The 21657-nt window shown below is 49.9% G+C and carries 18 protein-coding genes; 12 read left to right on the top strand and 6 right to left on the bottom strand.

Annotated elements, in window-relative coordinates:
• The first annotated feature begins 39 nt into the window (after nucleotides 1-39).
• Nucleotides 40-1035 carry an NAD(P)/FAD-dependent oxidoreductase gene (locus IV45_RS06530; protein ID WP_057741787.1) on the top strand — a complete coding sequence of 332 codons (996 nt, stop codon included), beginning with the start codon at nucleotides 40-42 and terminating at the stop codon, nucleotides 1033-1035.
• Nucleotides 1036-1089: 54 nt separating this feature from the next.
• Here the strand turns inward: IV45_RS06530 and IV45_RS06525 are convergent, their stop codons facing one another.
• Nucleotides 1090-3222, bottom strand: coding sequence for an LTA synthase family protein (locus IV45_RS06525; RefSeq protein WP_057741784.1), 2133 nt, complete (start codon nucleotides 3220-3222; stop codon nucleotides 1090-1092).
• A gap of 183 nt (nucleotides 3223-3405) precedes the next feature.
• Between IV45_RS06525 and IV45_RS06520 the strand changes: the two genes are divergently transcribed.
• The gene (locus tag IV45_RS06520; protein WP_057741781.1) at nucleotides 3406-4062 is read left to right on the top strand and encodes a histidine phosphatase family protein; all 657 of its coding nucleotides are present in this window, start codon (nucleotides 3406-3408) and stop codon (nucleotides 4060-4062) included.
• A gap of 72 nt (nucleotides 4063-4134) precedes the next feature.
• Here the strand turns inward: IV45_RS06520 and IV45_RS06515 are convergent, their stop codons facing one another.
• Nucleotides 4135-5571 carry a C69 family dipeptidase gene (locus IV45_RS06515; protein WP_057741778.1) on the bottom strand — a complete coding sequence of 479 codons (1437 nt, stop codon included), beginning with the start codon at nucleotides 5569-5571 and terminating at the stop codon, nucleotides 4135-4137.
• Nucleotides 5572-5772: 201 nt separating this feature from the next.
• The gene (locus IV45_RS06510) at nucleotides 5773-6684 is read right to left on the bottom strand and encodes a magnesium transporter CorA family protein (RefSeq protein ID WP_057741775.1); all 912 of its coding nucleotides are present in this window, start codon (nucleotides 6682-6684) and stop codon (nucleotides 5773-5775) included.
• Nucleotides 6685-6762: 78 nt separating this feature from the next.
• On the opposite strand from IV45_RS06510, the gene IV45_RS06505 reads away from it, so the two are divergent.
• The 6 genes from IV45_RS06505 (at nucleotide 6763) to sufU (ending at nucleotide 11750) form a co-directional block, all read left to right on the top strand.
• Nucleotides 6763-7641, top strand: a complete 879-nt coding sequence (locus tag IV45_RS06505; protein WP_057741772.1) for an RluA family pseudouridine synthase — start codon at nucleotides 6763-6765, stop codon at nucleotides 7639-7641.
• A 58-nt stretch (nucleotides 7642-7699) separates the two neighbouring features.
• On the top strand, nucleotides 7700-8455 hold the full coding sequence (locus IV45_RS06500) for a TerC family protein (protein ID WP_057741770.1): 756 nt from the start codon (nucleotides 7700-7702) through the stop codon (nucleotides 8453-8455).
• Nucleotides 8456-8458: 3 nt separating this feature from the next.
• On the top strand, nucleotides 8459-8788 hold the full coding sequence (gene trxA / locus IV45_RS06495) for a thioredoxin (protein ID WP_057741767.1): 330 nt from the start codon (nucleotides 8459-8461) through the stop codon (nucleotides 8786-8788).
• Nucleotides 8789-8926: 138 nt separating this feature from the next.
• Nucleotides 8927-9850 (top strand): ribokinase, encoded by a 924-nt coding sequence (gene rbsK / locus IV45_RS06490; RefSeq protein ID WP_057741764.1) that lies wholly within the window; start codon nucleotides 8927-8929, stop codon nucleotides 9848-9850.
• Between the two features lie 234 nt (nucleotides 9851-10084).
• Nucleotides 10085-11314, top strand: coding sequence for an aminotransferase class V-fold PLP-dependent enzyme (locus tag IV45_RS06485; protein WP_057741761.1), 1230 nt, complete (start codon nucleotides 10085-10087; stop codon nucleotides 11312-11314).
• Nucleotides 11301-11750, top strand: a complete 450-nt coding sequence (gene sufU / locus IV45_RS06480; RefSeq protein WP_057741759.1) for a Fe-S cluster assembly sulfur transfer protein SufU — start codon at nucleotides 11301-11303, stop codon at nucleotides 11748-11750. Before IV45_RS06485 ends, sufU begins: the two co-directional genes overlap by 14 nt.
• 64 nt (nucleotides 11751-11814) lie before the next feature.
• Here sufU and IV45_RS06475 read toward each other — a convergent pair whose 3' ends face one another.
• On the bottom strand, nucleotides 11815-12321 hold the full coding sequence (locus tag IV45_RS06475) for an NAD(P)H-dependent oxidoreductase (RefSeq protein WP_057741756.1): 507 nt from the start codon (nucleotides 12319-12321) through the stop codon (nucleotides 11815-11817).
• Nucleotides 12322-12489: 168 nt separating this feature from the next.
• On the opposite strand from IV45_RS06475, the gene IV45_RS06470 reads away from it, so the two are divergent.
• From IV45_RS06470 to IV45_RS06460, 3 genes are all read left to right on the top strand, one after another.
• Nucleotides 12490-14034, top strand: a complete 1545-nt coding sequence (locus IV45_RS06470) for an ABC-F family ATP-binding cassette domain-containing protein (RefSeq protein ID WP_057741753.1) — start codon at nucleotides 12490-12492, stop codon at nucleotides 14032-14034.
• Between the two features lie 368 nt (nucleotides 14035-14402).
• Nucleotides 14403-15770: an SLC45 family MFS transporter gene (locus tag IV45_RS06465; RefSeq protein WP_057741750.1), complete on the top strand. Its 1368-nt coding sequence runs from the start codon at nucleotides 14403-14405 to the stop codon at nucleotides 15768-15770.
• Nucleotides 15771-15879: 109 nt separating this feature from the next.
• The gene (locus IV45_RS06460) at nucleotides 15880-16965 is read left to right on the top strand and encodes a DHHA1 domain-containing protein (RefSeq protein ID WP_057741747.1); all 1086 of its coding nucleotides are present in this window, start codon (nucleotides 15880-15882) and stop codon (nucleotides 16963-16965) included.
• 485 nt (nucleotides 16966-17450) lie between these two features.
• On the opposite strand, the gene IV45_RS06455 is transcribed toward IV45_RS06460, so the two are convergent.
• Nucleotides 17451-18017 (bottom strand): L,D-transpeptidase, encoded by a 567-nt coding sequence (locus IV45_RS06455; RefSeq protein ID WP_057741744.1) that lies wholly within the window; start codon nucleotides 18015-18017, stop codon nucleotides 17451-17453.
• 200 nt (nucleotides 18018-18217) lie between these two features.
• Nucleotides 18218-19150 carry a LacI family DNA-binding transcriptional regulator gene (locus tag IV45_RS06450; protein ID WP_057741742.1) on the bottom strand — a complete coding sequence of 311 codons (933 nt, stop codon included), beginning with the start codon at nucleotides 19148-19150 and terminating at the stop codon, nucleotides 18218-18220.
• Between the two features lie 167 nt (nucleotides 19151-19317).
• Between IV45_RS06450 and IV45_RS06445 the strand changes: the two genes are divergently transcribed.
• On the top strand, nucleotides 19318-21639 hold the full coding sequence (locus tag IV45_RS06445; RefSeq protein WP_057741739.1) for a glycoside hydrolase family 31 protein: 2322 nt from the start codon (nucleotides 19318-19320) through the stop codon (nucleotides 21637-21639).
• Nucleotides 21640-21657 lie beyond the last annotated feature (18 nt).

Raw genomic sequence — 21657 nt, 5'->3', positions numbered from 1 at the left:
ACAATAAATGCGATATGTGATAAAGAAAGGATTGTATTCATGCAAAAGAAAGTCTATGACGTTGACATTATTGGTGGCGGCCCGGCAGGTATGTTTGCGGCCTTTTATGCCGGCTTGCATGATTTGAAGACGCAACTGATCGAAGCGTTGCCGCAATTAGGCGGGCAAGTTGGCGCCCTGTATCCCGAAAAAGCGATCTGGGATGTGGCGGCGGCTCCGGGCATCACCGGGAAAGAGCTGGTGCAGCGTCTGCAAAAGCAGCTGCAATTGGTGGACGTTAACTATCTGCTGAATGCCCCAGTCACCAATGTGCAGAAGTGTCCTGATGGTACGTTTAAGGTCACGACTGCTCAAGGCGTCAGTTTCGCTCGCGCAGTTGTCATCGCTTTGGGCAACGGCGCCTTTTCCCCACGGAAATTGGCATTGCCAGGTGCCGATCAACTGGAAGGCCACCAGCTCAATTACTTTGTGACCCATAAGGCAGACTATGCCGGCAAGACCGTGGCCGTACTGGGTGGCGGCGATTCGGCTGTCGATATGGCACTGATGTTGGCACCGGTTGCGGAGCAGGTCTACCTGGTTCACCGGCGCGCCGAGTTCCGGGCCTTGCCGAAGATGTTTGACCAGCTCGAAGCGTCGAGTGTGTCATTAGTAACGCCATACCTGCCGAAAAATATCAGCCAAGTAGGCGACCAGGTCAGCCTCGGTTTGAAGCGCATGCACGGGGATGGCAATCGCCAGTTGACGGTGGACCGGGTCTTAGTTAACTACGGCTTCACTGCCAATCATGATGCCCTAGATGAGTGGGAGCTTCAGTTTGCAACGGATCGTCATTTGATCAAGGTGGACTCCGAGATGACGACCAGTGTGCCGGGTGTCTACGCCATTGGTGACGGGGTCACTTATCCTGGTAAGCAGCCCCTGATTTCGACGGCCTTTGGCGAGGGTCCGGTTGCCATTGCCAGTCTGGCCAAGAAGATGTACCCCCACAAGCGGATGGCCACCCATAGTTCATCTATGCATTTAGGCGACTAAACAAATAGCGGCTTTGTTTGAGTATTGACGCTCAAGCAAAGCCGCTTTTGTAATTTACTTGTTACCACTATCAGGGTTGGTGATCTTGATCCGGTTCGAATCAGTTGAGGAGTGGTTCAATTCAGGTGCATCCGTCGAGAAGTCGTCGACCGTGGATTGATCGTGATTCTCACTGAAGATGCTCGTTGATTTGCGCCCTTTCTCCTTTTCAATCTTCTTGGCCTTCTTCAAGCCGTTCGAGTAGTTGAAGAGTTTCGGGTTGATGCGTTTGAAGCCCTTTGGCGTGTAGAAACGCAGGAGGTTCTTCTGGTTGAGCGAATCCGACAAGCGGAGTTCCTTTTCAACCAATTTGGCGTCCTTCTTCAACTGCTTGCGTTGTGCCTTGGTCAACTTGGCCACCTTACCGGTCTTATTGTTATAGATCGTCCCGTTGATGCTGGTGAAGTTTGGCGTGACGAAATCATGGTTCCGGAAAGCAACGACCTGATCGTGCTGTGGACTGAAGAGGTCGGTCCCAAACTGAATGTAACGCTTGCTACTGATTCCCAGCAGGTGGAGCAGGGTTGGCAGCACATCGATTTCACCACCGTATTGGTGATAGATACCGCCGTGGCCGCCGGATCCTGGGATGACAAACATCAGTGGAACCCGTTGCAACTGTGCGTTGTCGAAGTCGTTCCACTTGTCCGCGCTCTTGCCCAGAACAGGGGCTAAGTGTTCGTTTTCAGAATTGGAAATACCGTAGTGATCACCGTAAATCATGATGATCGACTTGTTAGCCAACCCGGTCTTGTTCAGGTAGTCGAAGAACTGCTGCAGTGACTGATCAAGGTAGTGGGCCGTCACGAAGTAGTTGTCAACCGTGGAATTCCCCGTGTTGGTAGTCTGGAAGTTAGGGTCCTTGTCCTCATCATCCAATTCGTACGGGAAGTGGTTGGTGACGGTGATGTACTTAACGTAGAACGGCTGCTGCAAAGTCTGCAGGTACTTGATCGAGTCGTGGAAGAGCAGTTTGTCCTTCAAGCCATAACCGGTGGCCTTGTCACCAGAAGTGTCGTAGTAACTGGCATCGAAGAAGTACTGGAAGCCCAAGTTCTTGTATACATTGTTCCGGTTCCAGAAGCTGGCAACGTTACCGTGGAAGACCGCACTGGTGTAGCCGGCCCGTTGATTCAAGATTGCTGGCGCCCCTTGGAAGGTGTTATCGCTGCCTAAAGTGGCAAAGAGTGATCCTTGGGGTAGGCCGTAAGTACTGGTTTCCAGCATGTTTTCGGCGTCGGAGGTTTTCCCTTGCCCGACTTGGTGGAAGAAGTTGTCAAAGGCGTAAGTGTCCTTGCCGTGGTACAGGGAGTTCAGGAATGGTGTGACTTCCTGACCATTGACCTTCTTGTCGATGATGAACTGCTGGAAGCTTTCCAGGTGGATCACGATGACGTTACGCCCCTTGGCAATGCCAAACATCTTCGGATTCGGTGCCGCGTAATGGCTGTCGGTGAACTTCTTGACGGTGTCCAACTCGGTCTTAGTGGCACTCTTGCGCATATTGTCAATGTGTTGGGACTTGAGCAGGTCGTAGCCGGTGAAGGCGTCCAAACCCAAGTACTTGACGATGTATGACCGATCGAAAGTCCGTCCGAGCAACTGTGGCCGGCTGAATTCAGCAAACATCAGGTTCAAGCCGAAAAACAGGACCGACAAGGAAGTGAAGGCAAAAGCCAAACGGTGGCTGATGGCCCGCGGGTCGAACTTGATCCGGCGAAAGACCATCAACAACAGGATGATGACAATGTCGACCCAGTAGAAAATATCATGGATGTTGGTTAAGGCCAAAGAACTGCCGCTCAAGCCCTGGTCGACTTTGGAATATCCCGTCATCGTAGCGATCGTCATTAAATCGGTGAACTCACGATAATAGATGACGTTTAAGTAAAGCAGGAGGGTGTTCAACACATCCAGCGCCATGATGACCGGATAGAAGAACCGTGACCGCTTGAGATAGAATGCCAGCGTAAATACCAGCATAGTCGTGGCCAGCGGGTTAATTAGTAAGATTGCATATTGGTAAAGACCAGTAACGCCTAGACGAAAGTCAGTGAAATACGCGAACAAAGTCTTTAACCAAAAAAGGATGACCAGTAAGGCGCAGAAGCCCATCCTGGTATCCACAATTTGTCCGATTTTTTTCATGAAATGTCCTCGCAATGTGATTAATCTCAGTTAGAACGTATATAATTCTAGCACACTCATATCGCCAGTTTGTTAGATCGCCAAAATGTTGCTAAAACTTAATCGTTGATCTAAGCCGTTTAATACGGGAAGTTGGGCGAAAAGCGGTAAAATAAAGATAACTTGATCAAGGAGGCCAAAATGATGACTTCGATAAACATTTATCTGATCCGTCACGGGCAAACCTACTATAACCGTTACAACAAGCTGCAAGGGTGGAGCAACTCGCCACTGACTGCTAAAGGCAAAGAGGACGCCAAGCGGGCGGGGCAAAAAGTCGCCAACATTCACTTTGCGGCTGCCTTTTGTTCGGATCTGAGCCGGGCAGTAGAAACCTGTCAAACCATCCTGGCAGAAAACCAAGCCGATTCTGTTGCTCAACCAGCCGTTTCCCCATACTTCCGTGAAGAGTTTTATGGGGTCTTTGAGGGTACCAATATGGACCAAGCATGGTACCTGGCGGGCGCGCCTCATGGCTTCAAGAACTTCCATGACATTGTGACGAAGTACTCGATCGGTCAAGCCAAAGACTGGCTGCACGACGCCGACCCCTTCCATGACGCCGAGAACAACCAGCAATACTGGGAACGGATGGACAAGGGCATTGCACTGATTAGGAATGCTGGCCTGCCGGACAATAGCAACGTGCTGTGGGTCAGCCACGGCAACACCTGCTTGAGTCTGATCGAGCGTTTCGGCCAGGGCAAGTACGATGTCACCAAACGGCCGGCCAACGGTAGTTTATCCAAGATGATCATGACTGACGACGATATTAAGGTGGACTTCTATAACCGCGTTTAGGACAAATGATGTTATTAAAAAAGAGGAGGACTGCATGCAGTCCTCCTCTTTTTGTCAATCTGTGCACTTAAATTACATGTTATCGCCTAATTCGAAGTTGAACTTGGATGAGTTCAGTGACTGTTTAACCAGGCTGTTGATCAATTGCAAAGTCTTTTCGGTGATGTGATCAGCGGTGTGGATACTTTCGTTGGTCAAGTATTCGGTCAATTCATCGCCGGATAAGGTCTTTGCGTGTTCGTCAATGGCGTCTAAGCGGCCAACACCGTAACTCTGGCAGTCGTCTCTGAAGGCGTTGACTTCGGTGACAAACTGGTGGAACTTAGGCTCGATGATGACTGGCAGCAGCTTGTTCATCCAGTAAGCGGAATCCATCGTGAAGTCGTTTGGTGCCAGTTTGTAGTTGGCTGGGGTGTCCTTGATGTTGGTGTAGAACGGAACGTATGGGCTGTAGCAGTAGAAGCCCAGGTTGATCCACTGCACACCAGCGAACTCTGCCGGCACATCGTTTCTGATTTGCAGGATGCTGGAGCACTGGTTCCGGTCTAAGGCGATGGAACGGAACTTCTTCTGGGCCTTTTCGTCACCGGAAGAGATGGAGCCAAATGGGTCATATTCAGTGCCGTTGTAGTGTGAGGTCAGGAAGTACTGAACATCTTCAATGGCCAGCTTCTTTTCTGGCCGGCGTACCATTGGCATGTCTTGGCTGGTTGGATCCTGGTCAATGCTTGGGTTGAACAACTTCTGGCCGTACCAGGTCCGGGAAGTGTTGTAGTAAGAATCTGCTTCACTCTGGGTCCCGAAGATGTTCCGGAAGTTGAAGGTTGATGGGTCTGGGTTTAGGTGGTGCTTCTCAACGAATTCGCGGATGGTTGGTGCGTACATGTAGTTTTCGTGATCATCGAAGTCGATGTTTTCAATGACCATGATGTTCGGGCAGATAGCGTATGCATCTTCAGGCAGCCGCATAGCAACCCATTGGTGACCACCACCGGTTTCCATGTACCAGACTTCATCCTTGTCGGAAAAGGCGATCCCGTTGCATTCGGCGGTTCCGTACTTTTCAACCAGGGAGCCTAAACGCTGGACCCCTTCACGAGCGTTGTTGATGAATGGCAAGACCAGGTTGACCATGGCGTCTTCGGCAATCCCACCTGGTACCAGTGGGTCGTGACCCAGAACGCGGGCGTTGGTCTGTTCCGTTTCGGTAGCGGACATGGCAACGTTCTTTTCGTTGATGCCGGATTCGAACCAGTCACCGTTGCTGTTGTCACCTTGTGGGGTAGCGGTGTAGCGGTAACCGTGTTCGTGAACCGGAACTTCTAAGCCCGTATACTTGGACTTGTAAGTTTCATCGTAATCTTGGGCTGGGACAGCAATAAACTTGATGGGGTTGATCGGGCCGTAGCCGTCTTCGTCACGGGCAATGATTGTTGAACCGTCGATGCTGGCTTTCTTACCAACAATAATGGCGGTACAGTCGGAACTAATACGCTTGAACTTTTTCATAGAAATCCTCCTAGCCGCTGCCTTACAGCAACGATTTGTTGTTTCAATTGTACAACAGAACGGGGGCAAAAGCTGGTGAATCTGCTGTCAAACAGGCACTAAAGCCACAAACGTTCATTTAATTATTCGTGTAAGACAAAACCGCGTTGATTCTCTCATCGGAAACAACGCGGCGATCAAATTTGTATTTTTAAAGATTGACTAGTGCCACCAGCGCCGGTAGAAGATCAGCCAAGCGGCGATGCAGCCGATCGTCATCAGAACGGTAATCTGCCAAGCATATGGGCTGTTGGCCAGCGGCAATTTGACGTTTTCGCCATAGAAACCGGAAATGATCGGCGGGATTGCCAGCACAATCGAATAGATGGTTAAGAACTTCATTGTGCGGTTCAGGTTGGAGTCCAGAACCTTGCTGTAGGCATCGGAAACCCGGGCGGACACATCTGAGGTCATCTGGGCCATCTCCAGGCCTTGCTGGGCTTCGATGATTACGTCATCCAGATCGTTGTTCTGTTTACGTGACATCTGGCTGGAATAGCGCCGTTTAAACTCTTGCAGCAAGGCGACATTGCCTTGCAGGGAGATTAAGATGTAGACTAACCCAGTCTCAATTTCCAGAAATTCGCTAATTGCGTTGTGTTCAGTCCGTCCCCGCAGGTTCTGCTGAATCAATTGTCGTTGCTGGTCGGCACGGCGGATGGGGCCGAAATAGGCCGTTGAAAGCTGGTAGAGAACGGGTAGAATGAAATCGAATTGATCGGGTTCATCCTGGTGGCTCTGCAATATCTTCAATTGCTTAGCGATGATCCCGTTGACGAAGTTCGTTTTGGCGTTGGTGAACGTGAGCACGTTATTGGTGGTCAGCATGATGCCGATGGGGGCCGTTTGTGGTGCTGAGGCGCTGTGGATCGGCACGTAGACGTCAAAAATCAAGAGCGCCACGCCCGCGTCACGATCAACCTCGACCCGCGCCTTTTCGTAGGGGTCGATGGCGTAATCCAGTAATTCTTGGGTGACTTCATACTTGCTGAACAGTTCTTCGCGTTCATGCGGTAATGGCTCAAAAACACTGACCCAGTGCCCGTGATTGTTGATTTTGACTGAACTAAGCATGTCGTCACCTGCTTTCCATAGAAATCCATCGTTATTATACACTAATCATTCATCGACATGCAGGAGGGGGGTGGTCCGATGGTCAATTGGCAAATCGAAGAAACACTGGGACGTACACAAGAGGAGATCAGCCTGCGTGACTTGTTATCCGTACAGTGGCTGTTGCCGAGCCGCTTCGTCCACTTTCTCCGGATCCGCCGGCATGTCCTAGTCAACGGGCGCTACCGCTACATGAATCAATTGGTGGGCCCCGGCGACCACATCTGCTTGCAGTTCAGCGGGGAGGAGTTTCGGACAGTCAACTCCCACTACCTGGCCAGTCCACAGCCACATCTGCACGTGCTCTTCGAAAACCGTGACCTGATGGTAGTCGATAAACCGGCCGGGCAGAAGAGCCATCCCAACCAGCCTTTAGAAAACAACACCTTGATGAACGACGCCCAGGCTTACCTGCAGCCTCAGGGCCAAAATGCTTATATGGTCCACCGGATTGACCAGGCAACCAGCGGGGCGGTCATTGTTGCCAAGAACCCGATTGTGGTGCCCATCCTGGACCGACTGATGGCGCAGGGCCGCATCCACCGCTCTTATTTAGCCTTGATTCATGGCCAGCTGACGCCTACACACGGTTCTTTTAACTGGCCGATTGGTCGTGATGAAAACGACCGGCGCAAGCGAAAAGTCAATGGTGTCCACGCCCAATCCGCTATCACCGAATACGAAGTGGTCAAGGCTAATGCTCAATTCAGCCTGGTGCGGCTACGCTTGAAAACCGGCCGCACCCACCAGATTCGGGTCCACCTCGCCCACAGTGGTCATCCGATTGTTGGCGATCCCTTGTACAGCCATGACGACCACGGGCCAATGCTGCTCCATGGTGATTGCCAGCAGTTGATTTTGCCCTTCAAGATGACCACTTGTGAAATCCATGATCCCCTGCCTCCCTATTTTCCGTAAAATTTGTTAAAATAAAAACAGCAAATATGCAAATTGAATTAAATAAGGGGGACCTTGATTGTCACTATTAACGAAATTGTATGGACCGTTCTTTGATCCACACAATTGGGTGACTGTTGTTGAGTCAGGACAAGACTGGCTGATTATTTTCTCACTGGTTATGATTGAATGTCTGCTGTCGGTGGACAACGCGATTGTGTTGGCCGCGCAGACGAGGGTATTACCAACCTTGAAGGAGCAGGAAGAGTCGCTTTTCTACGGGATTTGGGGCTCCTATCTTTTTCGCTTTTTGATCATTGGGGTTGGTACTTACCTGATTAACTTCTGGGAAATCAAGGTCTTAGGGTCGCTTTATCTCCTGTACCTTTCCTACCGCTTCTTCCGTTTTAAGTTTTTCGGAAAGCAGCCGATGCACAAGAGTAAAGGGACCCATTTTAAAAACTTAACTGGACGGAAACGATTCTGGGCGGTCGTCGCACAGATTGAATTCATCGACATCGTCTTCTCAATCGACTCGGTCTTGGCTTCGCTGGCCGTTTCCAGCAACCCGGTGATTGTCCTCATTGGTGGCTTCATCGGGATTGCCTGCATGCGGGGCGTGGCCGAGATCATCATGCGGTTGATGCGTAAGATCCCTGAACTGGAACCCATGGCTTACGTCTTGATTGCCATCATTGCGATCAAGCTCTTCTTGGGAATTCCTGCGATTGGCATCGAGATTTCATCGGAAGCCTTTGGAATCTTCATCGTGGGTGTTTTCGTCATCACGTTTATCATTCACTTTATCCGTCGTGCAAATCATAAGGGGGATTAATCGATGCAAGATGCCACTGTCGAAAATTTTGATCAACAGGTAAAGGGGCCGCTGACGGTGGTCGACTTTTGGGCACCGTGGTGTGGGCCCTGCAAGATGATGGCCCCAACCATGACTAAATTGGCCGACCATTATGCTGGCCAGATCAAGTTTGTGCGCTTCAACGTTGATGATGACAAGTCCATTCCGGCTCGCTACAAGGTGATGAGCATGCCGAGCCTGGTGCTCTTCTGTGACGGGGTCGCCAAAGAACGGGTGACGGGTTTTTATCCCTATGACCGCTTAGCTCATTACTTTGACCGCAAGCTAAAACAATACGTTCCAGCAAAATAAGTGGCAGATTTGCCACAATAGGACTTGCAAGCGGTTTCCTAATATGGTAGCTTGTTAGTAGCATTTAGTGTAAAACGTTTTACATGACACGAGAATCTATCAAATAAACATTAAATTGACCACTGAGGAGGAATCATAATGTCAAACACAATCGCCGTTCTTGGAAGTATTAATGTCGATACCACTTACCACGTGGAACGTTTCCCACAACCAGGTGAAACGCTGTCCGCTCGGGATAAGTCATCAGCTCCTGGTGGCAAGGGCTGCAACCAGTCAGTTGCCTGTGCACGGTCGGGTGCCAAAACTTACTTCATCGGTATGGTTGGTGCCGACAACGAAGGTAAGTTTATGCGTGAAGCAATGCAGGAAGACCACATCGATACTAGTCACATCGGCATCGATGAACTGCACGGTACGGGGACGGCCCTCGTTACTTTGGATGCCAACGGCCAAAACGACATCATGGTTTACGGTGGTGCCAACCAGGCAATGACCACCGACGTTTTAAAGAACTGTGGTCCGGTCTTTGACGACATCGACATCCTGATCGCTCAGTTTGAAACTCCACAAGCTGTCACTTTGGCGGCCTTTAAGGAAGCCAAGAAACACAACGTGGTAACGATTCTGAACCCGGCACCAGCCCACAAGATCATTCCCGAATTGCTGCAATACACTGATCTGATTGCACCTAACGAAAGCGAAAGTGCACTGATTACGGGTATCGAAATCAACGATGAAGCCGGCATGAAGAAGACGGCCGAATACTTCAAGAAGGAAGGCATTGACAACCTGCTGATCACGCTGGGTTCACGGGGTGTCTTCTACTCAACTGCCAGTGGTCAAGGCTTAGTGCCAGCATTCAAGGTGAAGGCCGTTGACACGACGGCTGCCGGTGACACCTTCATCGGGGCCTTTGCTTCTCAATTGAAGACCGACTTGTCCAACGTGGTCGAAGCATTAACCTTTGGCCAGCGTGCTTCCAGCTTGGCAGTGCAGAAGATGGGTGCTGCACCGTCAATCCCAAGCTATGATGAAGTTAAGGCTGCTTTGGCAGAAAAGTAGTGTCGCGTTGTTTTGTGAAGTGAGGAATTAAATCGTGCTGATCATTATTTTGGTGGCCATCGTTGCCTTTGTTGGAGCGACGATTTATAGCTACCGCAAGCATAGCAAGCAAAATTGTAAATAATCACTACAATTAAACTCCTAATCGATGGTCAATCAGATTGGGAGTTTATTTTTTGCCCGCGGTCGACTTTAAGTTAAGATAGGACATAGCAATAGAAGGGAGCACAACCAATGTCACTTGATGTCAACCAAATTCGCCAGGACTTCCCGATCCTGAAACAACGGGTCAACGATGAACCATTGATCTATTTTGACAACGCGGCCACTGCCCAGACGCCAGTGCCGGTTTTGGATGCCTTGCGTCATTTCTACCTGCATGACCGGGCCAACGTGCACCGTGGTGTTCACACGTTAGCAGAACGGTCGACAGAACAGTATGAACAGGCGCGGGCTAAAGTTGCGCACTTCATCAACGCGAATGACCCGAATGAAATCATCTTTGACCGGTCAACTACGGAAGGCCTGAACTTGGTTGCCAGGGCCTTTGGCGACCAGGTGGTGCAAGCGGGTGATGAGATCGTATTGTCGATCATGGAACACCATAGCAACCTGGTGCCGTGGCAGGAGCTTGCTCGGCGCAAGGGGGCCCACCTGCGTTATATCGAATTAAATGCCAACGAAGAGCTGGACATGGATTGTGCCCACCGTGTCATCGGCCCCCACACCAAAATCGTGGCCATCACTGGTGCGTCGAACGTTCTGGGGGTCGTTAACCCGGTCAAGGAAATTGCCCAGCTGGCCCATCAGCAAGGGGCCTACGTTGTGGTTGACGGTGCCCAGTTGATCGGCCATTATCCGGTGGATGTCCAAAAGATGGGTGCAGATTTCTTCGCCTTTTCTGGTCACAAGATGCTGGCCCCCACTGGGATTGGTGCTGTGTATGGCAGGAGTGAGCTGTGGCAGATGGCGCGCCCCGTCCAATTTGGTGGCGAGATGATCGATGACGTCCAGCGCGATCACACCACTTTCAAGGCGGCTCCGCTGGGCTTTGAAGCCGGCACACCCAACATCGGCGGTGCAATTGCTTTGGGGGCGGCCATCGACTACCTAGAGAAACTGGGGATGGACCAAATCAGGCAGCGTGAGGCTGATTTGGCTACCTACCTTTTGCCCCAGATTAAGGCCGTCCCGCACCTCCGCCTATATGGCCCGCAGGATCACCATACAGGGGTCTTTGCCTTCAACCTGGGCCACTTGCACCCGCACGACCTTGCCACTGGCTTAGACATGGAAGGAGTGGCCGTCCGTGCCGGTCATCACTGTGCTGAGCCGTTAATGACGACCTTGCACACCACCGCGACGGCCCGGGCCAGCCTGGCTTTCTATAACACTAAAGACGAGTGCGATCGTTTCATTAAAGCCTTAAAGGCAGTGGGGAGTTTTTTCAATGAGTTTGAATAAGCTAGGTTTCTTGTACAAAACGTTGGTCTTAGAACACGCCAAGGCGCCACACCACTTTGTTAAGCAGCTACCTCAGGACGGTCAGACAGTCACCCTGCATAACCCAACCTGCGGCGACACGATTAATTTGGCGGCCAAAATTGACCATGGCAAATTGACCAATGTCTGTTTCAACGGGTCGGGCTGCACCATCTCCCAAGCTTCCGCCAGCATGATGACCGACACCCTAAACAACAAGACGGTTGACCAGGCCCGTGACCTGATTGCGGCCTTCTCAACGTTGGCCATGGGCGGCTCCGTCAGTGAAGAACAGGAGAAAGGCTTGCAGGATGCGGCGGTCATGGCTACCGTGGCCGAGTTTCCGACCCGCATCAAGTGCGCCACCTTAGCTTGGCACGCGATGGGACAGTTAATCAAAGATCACGAACAACAATAAAAACGCCGCGAACATTCACATCAGGAATGTTCGCGGCGTTATTCGTTACAGATGATTAAATTGTTTACAAGCTTTTACCCAGCTGGTAGGCCAGGTCGGGATAGAAACGCAGGTGGTCGGCGTCGGAAATCTTGCCGGCCAGCACCTGACCACCAAATGTCCAGCCAAGACTGGCAAAGATGGCCTTAAATTCAGACTTAATGTGGTCAAAGTTGTCCACCGGCGCAACGGCAACCAGGATTCCGGTCTTGTGGGTCTTTAGCTGCTCGTTCCAGCGCATGATGTGATCAACGACGGCCTTCATTTGTGCTGACATGCCAAAGAAATACATCGGGGTAGAAAAAACAATGATATCGGCAGCTCGCAGTTCGGCTAACAGCTTTTTCAAGCGTTCATCGTCAGGTAAGAAGTTGCCATCGCCATCGGTAGTAAGGGTAGGGACCGGATCCGTACCAGCATCATATTGCGTGATCGTTTGACCACCATCTTGGGCGCCGTCAATTAGTTTGTTAGTGATTGCAGTAGCGGCGCCATCTTTTTGCGGGCTACCCTTAATGACAAGCAAGTTCACAATAATCCTCCCCTTCGTTAATTCGTTTTACCTAATATATAGACCAATCCATCTCCAATGTTATCACGGTCCTTAAAAAAAGACTTGTAATAAGCCTTTTTAATTTGAATCCAGTGTTCAATAGTGTTATTTTAGCAGTTATTTGATTTATAAGAAGGGTGAATTTACATGGCAGTTCTCGAAGTTTCGGGCTTAACGATGAGCTTCGCCGACAAAAAGCTGTATACAGACGCCAGTTTCCGCTTAGAAAAGGGTGAACACATGGGCGTGGTTGGTCAAAACGGGGCCGGCAAGTCGACGTTGATTAAGTTGTTAATTGGCCAGGAACTGCCGTTAGCCGGTCAGATTAAGTGGCAGAAAAACACGAAGATTGGCTACCTAGACCAATACGTCGATATTCCCAAGGGGATGACGTTGAACAAATTTCTCCATACGGCCTTTAAAGATCTCTATCAGATGAACGACCGCATGAACCAGCTCTATGAAGACTATGCCAAGAACATGGACGACGACCTGTTGACCAAGGCCGGCCGCCTGCAGGAACAACTGGATGCCCACAACTTTTACGATATCGAAACGGACGTTGAACGGGTCATGACCGGGCTGGGTCTGGACGAAATCGGCAAAGATCACGTGGTCTCCGAAATGAGTGGTGGCCAGCGGTCCAAGATTATCCTGGCCAAGATGCTGCTGGAAAAGCCGGATGTCATCTTGCTGGACGAACCGACCAACTACTTGGACACCGCCCACATTAACTGGCTGATCGACTACCTCAACGATTTTGACGGGGCGGCCATGATCATTTCCCATGATTACGATTTCTTGCAGCAAGTAACGAACTCGATTGTAGACGTGGCTTTCGGCAAGATCACCAAGTACCGTGGTTCCTTCAAACAGGCGATGAAGCAGAAGGAGGAACGTAAGGAAACTCAGGAGCGGGAGTACGAAAAGCAGCAGGAAACGATTGAAAAGGCGGAACGGTTCATCCGGAAGAACAAGGCTGGGAACAACTCCAACATGGCCAAGTCCCGGGAGAAGATGCTGGCGCGGATGAAGCGGATCGACCCGCCGGCAGACAATCTGAAAGCCAGTTTCCACTTTCCTTATGAAAACACCGGCTCCGCCAACGCATTGCGTGTCAGTCAACTCTCCGTTGGTTATGGCCGGCCGCTTTTGAAGCCGGTGACCTTCTCCGTAACGATGGGTGAGAAGCTGCTCTTCACCGGGTTTAACGGGGTCGGCAAGTCAACCTTGATCAAGTCAATTCTGGGCAAGATCCCGGTATTGGGCGGGCAGTCGGTTTTCTCTCCGTCCGCCAAGATCAACTACTTTGACCAGGACCTGGTTTGGGACGATCCTGAGCAGACACCGCTGCAGACCATTCAGAATATGTTCCCGACAATGATGCCAAAGACCATCCGGCAAAAGTTAGCTCGGGCCGGAATCAATGCCGCCAACACGATGAAGCCGCTCAAACTGCTGTCTGGTGGTGAACAAACCAAGGTCAAGCTGGCCATCCTGGAACTGACACCATGCAACTTCCTGATCATGGACGAACCGACCAACCACCTGGACGACGAAACCAAAGATGGCCTGAAGAAGGCGCTGCAGGAATTTCCAGGCAACCTGATTCTGGTTAGCCACGAAGCCAGTTTCACCCAGGGCTGGTTCGATAAGGTCTTAAACGTTGAGAAACTGAGCTTGCGTAAATAAGCAGAAAAAATACATAATTATTGTTTGTGACCTAAATCACTAACTTTAAGCAAACAGACAAGCACGACAGACAATTGGTGCTAGGGATTTGTTGAATGCCTAAATCGCTGTCGTGACCTCGGGGACGTGAACTAGCAGTCAGCTGAAACTGCTAGTACGTCCCTTATTTTGTGGACAAAATGTAAACGTTCACTTTTAAACAAATTATTGGTGAAAACCCGATTAAATCAATAAATAAAGCGCTTGTAATTGACATCTTGGTAAAGCGTGTTACTATTAAAGCGTAATCCAATGTAAACGTTTACAATCATTTTGCTATTATTTTGTTTGATTTACGGATGCAATGATCCAATGAAGGAGTGATTTTCATGGATCAAAAAGAAAAGAAAGAGCGGGTCAACCTGGATGCAGGCTTGCCTGACCTGTCCAAACGGGTAATTTTTGCGATTACCTTTGGTTTCTTGGGGATTAACATGGGCTTCTCACTGCAAAGCTCACAAATGAGTCGGATTTTCCAATCCATCGGTGCCAACCCGAACAGTTTAGGTTTCTTCTTTATCTTCCCACCACTGATGGGAATGATCGTTCAGCCTTTAGTTGGTAAGTATTCTGACCGGACCTGGAACCGCTTCGGTCGGCGGATGCCATACCTGCTTTTTGGGGCTCCAATTGCTGCGATTGTATTACTGATGCTGCCATTCTCTGGTTCACTGGGCTTCGGCTACGGTTCAATGGCCGCAATGATCTTTGCCGCATTTGCCGTCTGCTTCATGGACCTGTTCAGTAACATTTGTATGCAGCCATTCCGGATGATCATGGGGGACATGGTCAACGACAAGCAGAAGAACTATGCATGGTCGCTTCAACAAATCTTCTTCAACGCCGGTGGTATTCTAGCATCACTTTTGCCATTCCTCTTCACCGCATTTGGGATGCACAACACCGCTAAGAAGGGGGTTGTGCCAAACACGGTTATCTGGGCTTACATCATTGCCGCTGCCATTCTGTTCATCACTAGTATGTGGACCGTCTTCAACGTGCACGAATACGACCCAGAAACTTATGCTAAGTACCATGGCATTAAGGAAACTAAGAACGCCCAGAGCGCTTCACTTTGGGAATTATTGAAGACCGCACCAAAAGCCTTCTGGCAAATTTGCTTGGTTCAATTCTTCTCTTGGATCGGTGTTATGTACGTTTGGACTTACACGACTGGTACGTTGGCCCGCAACGTATGGCACACTTCCAACCCAACCAGCGCCGGCTTCCAAGCTGCTGGTAACTGGTACGGTGTTCTGACCGCCATCCTTTCAATTGCCGGTATCTGCTGGGGCTTCTTGTACGGGAAGACCAAGAGCAGTTCCCGGAAACAGTGGTACGCTTTAGGCCTGTGCCTCGGTGGAATTGGCCTGGTTGCCGTATCATTTGCAACTAGCAAGTGGCTCACGGTTGCTGCCTTCATCCTCTTTGGGATCAGCTACTTCACCATCCACACCTTGCCATTTACCCTGTTCACTTCTTCTCTGAACGGGCAGAACGAAGGTGCCTACATCGGTTTGTTCAACATTGGTATTTGCCTGCCACAAATCGTTGCTTCACTGTTAAGCTTCGTCCTCTTCCCATTGACGGGCAAGAGTCAGCCAACGATGATGCTGATCGCCGGTGTTTCACTGCTCCTTGCCGCCCTTTGTGTTCGTGGCATTCAAGAAGGGGTCAGCGTTAAGAAGGCTGCCTAATTAACTAAGTAAACAATTGATACACTCGGGGAACATGGCCTATGTCACGTTCCCTTTTTTGTGGCCTCATTTGTCATGTATAATAGGGTCAATATTGGAGGACATTATAATGGCAGCACGCAAAATAAAAGTATTTTCACATAACGATTTGGATGGCTTTGGCGGTCCCGCATTGTTAACCGCGGTGCAACCGACCATGTTTGCTCAGGTCACATTTGACGTTGACAACATCGGGGCTGGCCGCATTGATGAGACCTTGGATCACTTCTTTGCCTATGGCGATCCAGACTCATATAGCGATGTCTACATCATGGACATGACCCCTGACAGCGAGCACACCTTTAAGGAACTCAACACAAACTTTGCCAACCACTGGCTCTTGTTTGACCACCATGAGACGGAAGCCCAGGCCCGCCAGCAGTACGCCAGCAATTGTATTGCAACCAAGCAGGACAAGAACCCTAGTGCCACCAGCCTGGTGTGGGAATGGCTGGCCAGTCAAGACGGTTATGACCAGCTAGGCAGTGACCGTCAGCAGCAACTGGCAACCATCGTGGAACTGATCCGGGCCTATGACACTTGGGACTGGCAAAACGACCCGGACATGGATAAGGATACGAAGCAGGGTGCCGATGAGCTTGATCAACTCTTCTGGTTCTACCCCTTGGATCATTCACAGGCCTTTGTTGACGAGGTCTTTCAAGCCGGCTGGCCAGCTTACCGGCAACAGAATGCCATTTTGATTCAAACGTTGACCGAGCGCCGGGCCAATTACTTGAAGAGCCACCTGAAGGATACGCTTAAGGCCAAAATTGACGGTCATCAGTGGGGCTTCGTCTATGCGGATGACTACAAGTCAGAGATCGCCCATGAACTGCTTTTGCAAAACCCGGACGTGGAGGCGGCAATGGTGCTCAGCCCAACCAGTGCCTCCCTGCGCAGCAACGGCAAGATTGATGTTGCCAAGTTTGCTGAAAAGTACCTTGGTGGCGGTGGCCATGCGGATGCTGCCGGTGGCCGGTTAAGCACCAACCTGATTCAAGTCGGTGAACAGGCCGTTATGGATGAACTCCAGCAGACAGTTAAGCGCCAGGCCGAGTCACAACAAGAGGATACGGGTGACACGTTAGCCGATAACTTGGATCCCGAAGTGGCCAAGAAGATGGCGGCTTTGTTTGGCAAAACTGATCAATAAGCACCCAACAATCGAAATACATTAAAAGCCCTCAGCAATTTAGAACTGCTGGGGACTTTTGCTTTGTCATGATGTAGGTTATTTTCTGTTTTTGGTTGCGTAAACAATTAATATCGTCGCATTAATGATCATCAGCAATATATATGGGTAAGATATCCAGCCTGAGATATTATCCCAATATTTATCAAATAAAGGTAGGGCAATGGCAAATAGACAATTGAGTACTGAACCAATGACGACGACTGAATTGTTGTTAATCTTCAAAGCATTACTCCTATTTCTAGTTATTTAAGATCATAGCAAAAATTAAGCATAAAAAAAGGGCATCTTTTCAGATGTCCCGCCGGCTCGGAATAAGTAACCAACTGATTCCAATTTGCACACCAGCATCTTTATTATCGTAAATATATTATATCATGACCCTGAATGATGAAATAATATTGCTTCTTTTCCGCGCTGGCTTTGGCTGGCGCTTTTTTAGACTATTAGCTAGTAATGATTACCCGCGTGCCCTGCTTAATGTTTTGATAGAGCCAACGAGCGTCCTGAATCGATAGCCGGACACAGCCGTGGGAAGCAGCACTCTTTCCTAACTTAGCGGCCTCACTCTTATCGTAGTGGCCGTCGCGATCAACCGGCACCGAATGGAAGAGGTAGATACCGTGGTCTTTCCAGGAAACCCAGAAATTGGCTCCTTCGCCGCTCTTATTGTTGTAAAAAGAATCGCCGCGTTCAGCTTGGATGTGGTAGAAACCGCTTGGGGTATTGTTGTTTTTCCCCGTCCCGGTTGAAGCATACATGGTGTACAACACTTTGTTGTGGTTAATCAGGTAGACGCGCTGCTGATGCTTGGAAACCAGGATCCACATGTGGGGATAACGGTTGACGTCAGGATAGGGCTTGTCTTCAGATGACCGCAGCCATTGCCCACTCGTCGGTGCCGCGATTTTGCCGGCATGCTCCAGATAGCCGATGTAACCGCGCCAGCCGGCAAAGAGAACGACGATGATCAAAACAATGGCAATCAGTGATCGTTTAACTTTGCGCAACATGTCAATCTCCTTTTTGACAAACTTAGTGGGTCCTAGTTTAACAGGAATTTACGCAATGCCAACCATTCACCATTAATTTAAATAAAAAACAAAGGAGCATGGCTAAAATTAGCCATGCTCCACTAATTATGTTTTCAAGCTTTAACGAACTATTTTAGAGTTTTGACGCTTTTTCCTTCCACAATTTTGACCGGGACGAATTATGATTGTTCGTTGTTAATTAGGCTGTTCAGGCTGGTCGCACCAATGGTAAAGAAGTCTTGCTGGACGCAGGTGAGGGTCGGGTTGGTCATTTGACAAACTTGGGTACCATCAATGCTGATGACGGATAGGTCGTCCGGCACCTTCACTCGCGCTTGTGCCGCTGCCTGAATGATCCCGGCGCCAATCATGTCACTGGCGGCCACCACTGCTGTTACATCGGCTTCATGGATTTGTGGGAACAAGGATTGACCATTTTCAAAACTGTAATCACCGTTCAAAATCCAGGTCGGGTCAATCGTGAGGCCAGCCTTGGTCATTGCTTGCTGGTAGCCTAATAGGCGTTCGCGCCCGGTTGCTGATCGGTCGAGCCCAGCAAAGGCAATCTGGGAATGACCATGATCAATCAGGTATTGGCAAGCTAAGCGACCGATGACCACGTTGTCAGAGCTGACATAGGTCCGGTCCAGCTGGCTAGGGTCATAGATGGAAACGAAACGGTAGGGGATGTTAGCGTGCTGCAAAATTGCCAATTGCTCGGCGTTCATCTTGGTCGCTACTAGAAGGATTCCGGCAATTTGCCGCTCCAGGGCATTGTTGAGCGCCTGCGTCAACATTGCCGGGTTGTTGTTACCGGCGTAGAAGATGATGAACTGCCGGTGGTTTTTGAGGGCTGCCTCTTGGATACCGTCCAAAATACCTTGCCAGAAGTTCGTTTGGGTGTTGTTCAGGATCACGGCAATCGTTTTTAAGCTGTTCGAAGCCAGATCTGCCGCTGCCACGTTGCGTCGGTAGCCCAGTTTTTCGGCGGCAGCCAGCACTCTTTTCGCCGTTTCCTCACGATAGGTGCCTTCTTTGCGAGACAGCACCCGTGAAACGGTGGCGGTGGAAAGCTGGGTGGCTTTTGCTATGTCTTTAATTGTCGCTTTCACGTTAACACTCCCTTATCAATTACTACCATTATACCGGATTCCTTTATCCCCCGCAAACGTTTACAATACTATAATAATTGTATTGTAAACGTTTACATAAAGTGTTATGATAATGGCGTAAACGAAATTGCATTGGAAAGATCGTTAAACTTGAAAGGAAGTTCACTATGTCCAATCAATTAACTGGTTATGAAAACAACGACCAGACAATCACCTTAACTTATGAAGAAGGGAAGCCACTGATTTTAAAGGTTTTGACCGGCGAAATCATTCGGGTCTTCCAAGATCACGGCGTATCTGCTAACTCATACGCTGTTGAAGGCAATAAGGAACGTAAAACGAAGTATCAAGTTGAAGACAAGGGTGACCATGTTGAGATCACCACGAGTGGCTTGATTGTAAAGGCATATGATAACCAAAAGCTGGATGTCTATGACAGCGAAGGTAACCCGCTGGTCATCGACTATCGTGGCGAACGGACACCATTACCGACCGACATGGATGATGAACACCGTCACACCGTTATGTCAGAAGGTCACAGTGTTCACGCCAAGGCCAAGGCCGGCAACGTTAACTTTGAAATCATCAAGTCTTTGGCACCCGACGAACAGTTCTATGGCCTGGGTGGCAAGACTGGTTTCCTGAACAAGCGGGGCTACGAATACGACAACTGGAACGCTGACAACCCGGTTGTGCACAATGAAACCCAAACCCACCTCTACAAGTCCATTCCAGTGGTTTATGGTTTGAAGAACGGTCACCCATATGGCCTCTTCTTCGATAACTCCTACAAGAGCCACTTCGATCTGGGCAAGGAAAGCGAACACTACTACTTCTACTCCGCTGTTGGCGGCAACATTGACTACTACATCATGGGTGGTCACACGCTGAAGGATGTCGTTGCTAACTACACCTACTTAACTGGTGTCGTTCCGTTGCCACAGAAGTTCATGCTGGGCTACCAACAGTCTCGTTGGGGCTACTCCACGAGCGACAAGCGGGTTGAATCCATTGCGGACGGCTTTGCCAAGTACAAGCTGCCAATCGACGTTATCCACTTGGACATCGACTACATGAACGGCTACCGTGACTTCACCTGGGACGAAAAGAAGTACAGCAATGATACTGAGGGCTTCGTCAAGAGAATGCATGAACGCGGAATCCGCTTGATGCCAATCCTGGATGCCGGTGTTAAGAAGGATGACAAGTACAACATCTACAAGGAAGGTATCGAAAAGGGCTACTTCGTTAAGAATCCTGATGGCTCCGTTTATGTCGGCAAGGTATGGCCAGGCGACTCGGTCTTCCCAGACTTTGGTAACCCGGACGTCCGTGCTTGGTGGGCAAAGCACTGCAAGTTCTTCGCTGACAACGGCTTCTGCGGCATTTGGAACGATATGGACGAACCAGCCAACTTCGCTCAAAAGCAACTGCCAAACGACACCGTCTTCTCCAACGGCCACGAAAAGAGCACCCACGCACGGATGCACAACGTTTATGGTCACCTGCAGGCCAAGGCTTGTTACGAAGGCATGAAGGAAGCCACTGGCAAGCGTCCATATATCATCACCCGGGCTGCTTACTCTGGCACTCAGAAGTACTCCACTGTTTGGACCGGTGACAACACCGCCGTTTGGGCTCACCTGGCAATGGCCATCCCACAGCTGAACGGTTTGGGCATGTCAGGCTTTGCTTTTGCCGGCACTGACATTGGTGGTTTCCAAGAAGATACCACTCCAGAACTGTTGACGCGGTGGATTGAAGCTTCACTGTTCGTTCCGCTCTTCCGGAACCACTCCATCATGGGTTCACGCTTCCAGGAACCATGGGCATTCGACAAGCAAACCCTGGACATTTACCGGAAGTACTTGAACCTGCGTTACCGCTTCATTCCATTCTTGTACGACCAATTCCGTCACGAGACTCAATGCGGCCTGCCAGTAATGCGGCCACTGGTTCTGAACTATGATCAGGATCCGGCCGTTCGGAACCTGAACGATGAATACATGGTTGGCAGCAAGCTCTTGGTTGCCCCAATCGTTGACCAAGGCCAGACTAAGCGGCTCGTTTACCTGCCAGCTGGCGAATGGATAGACTTCTGGAACAACGCCGAATACTCTGGTAAGCAATCCGTTGTGGCTGAAGCACCAATTGACAAACTGCCACTCTTCATCAAGAAGGACACCATTTTGCCATGGGGCAACAAGGTCATGCACATTAGCGACGAACCAGAAAAGATCATGACCTTCCGGCTCTTCGGTGAAGCTGGTTCATACGTCCACTACCAAGACGATGGCACCGACTTCAACTACCAGCATGGTGAATACAACGAATACTATGTTGCCGTTGAAGAAAATGGTGACGTTAAGGTTAAGTTGACCAACCACGGTTACAAGCCAACCTACCAGAAGATCTACGTTACGACTGACCAAGACCGTTACGAATTCGACTTTGACGAAAAGACCGGCAACTACAACCTGGTTAAGTAAAGATCACGCGGTTGTAAA

Source organism: Limosilactobacillus secaliphilus (assembly GCF_001437055.1).
Taxonomy (GTDB): domain Bacteria; phylum Bacillota; class Bacilli; order Lactobacillales; family Lactobacillaceae; genus Limosilactobacillus; species Limosilactobacillus secaliphilus.
The sequence above is the reverse complement of the archived record's forward strand: the minus strand, read 5'-3'. Positions and strand labels throughout refer to the sequence as shown.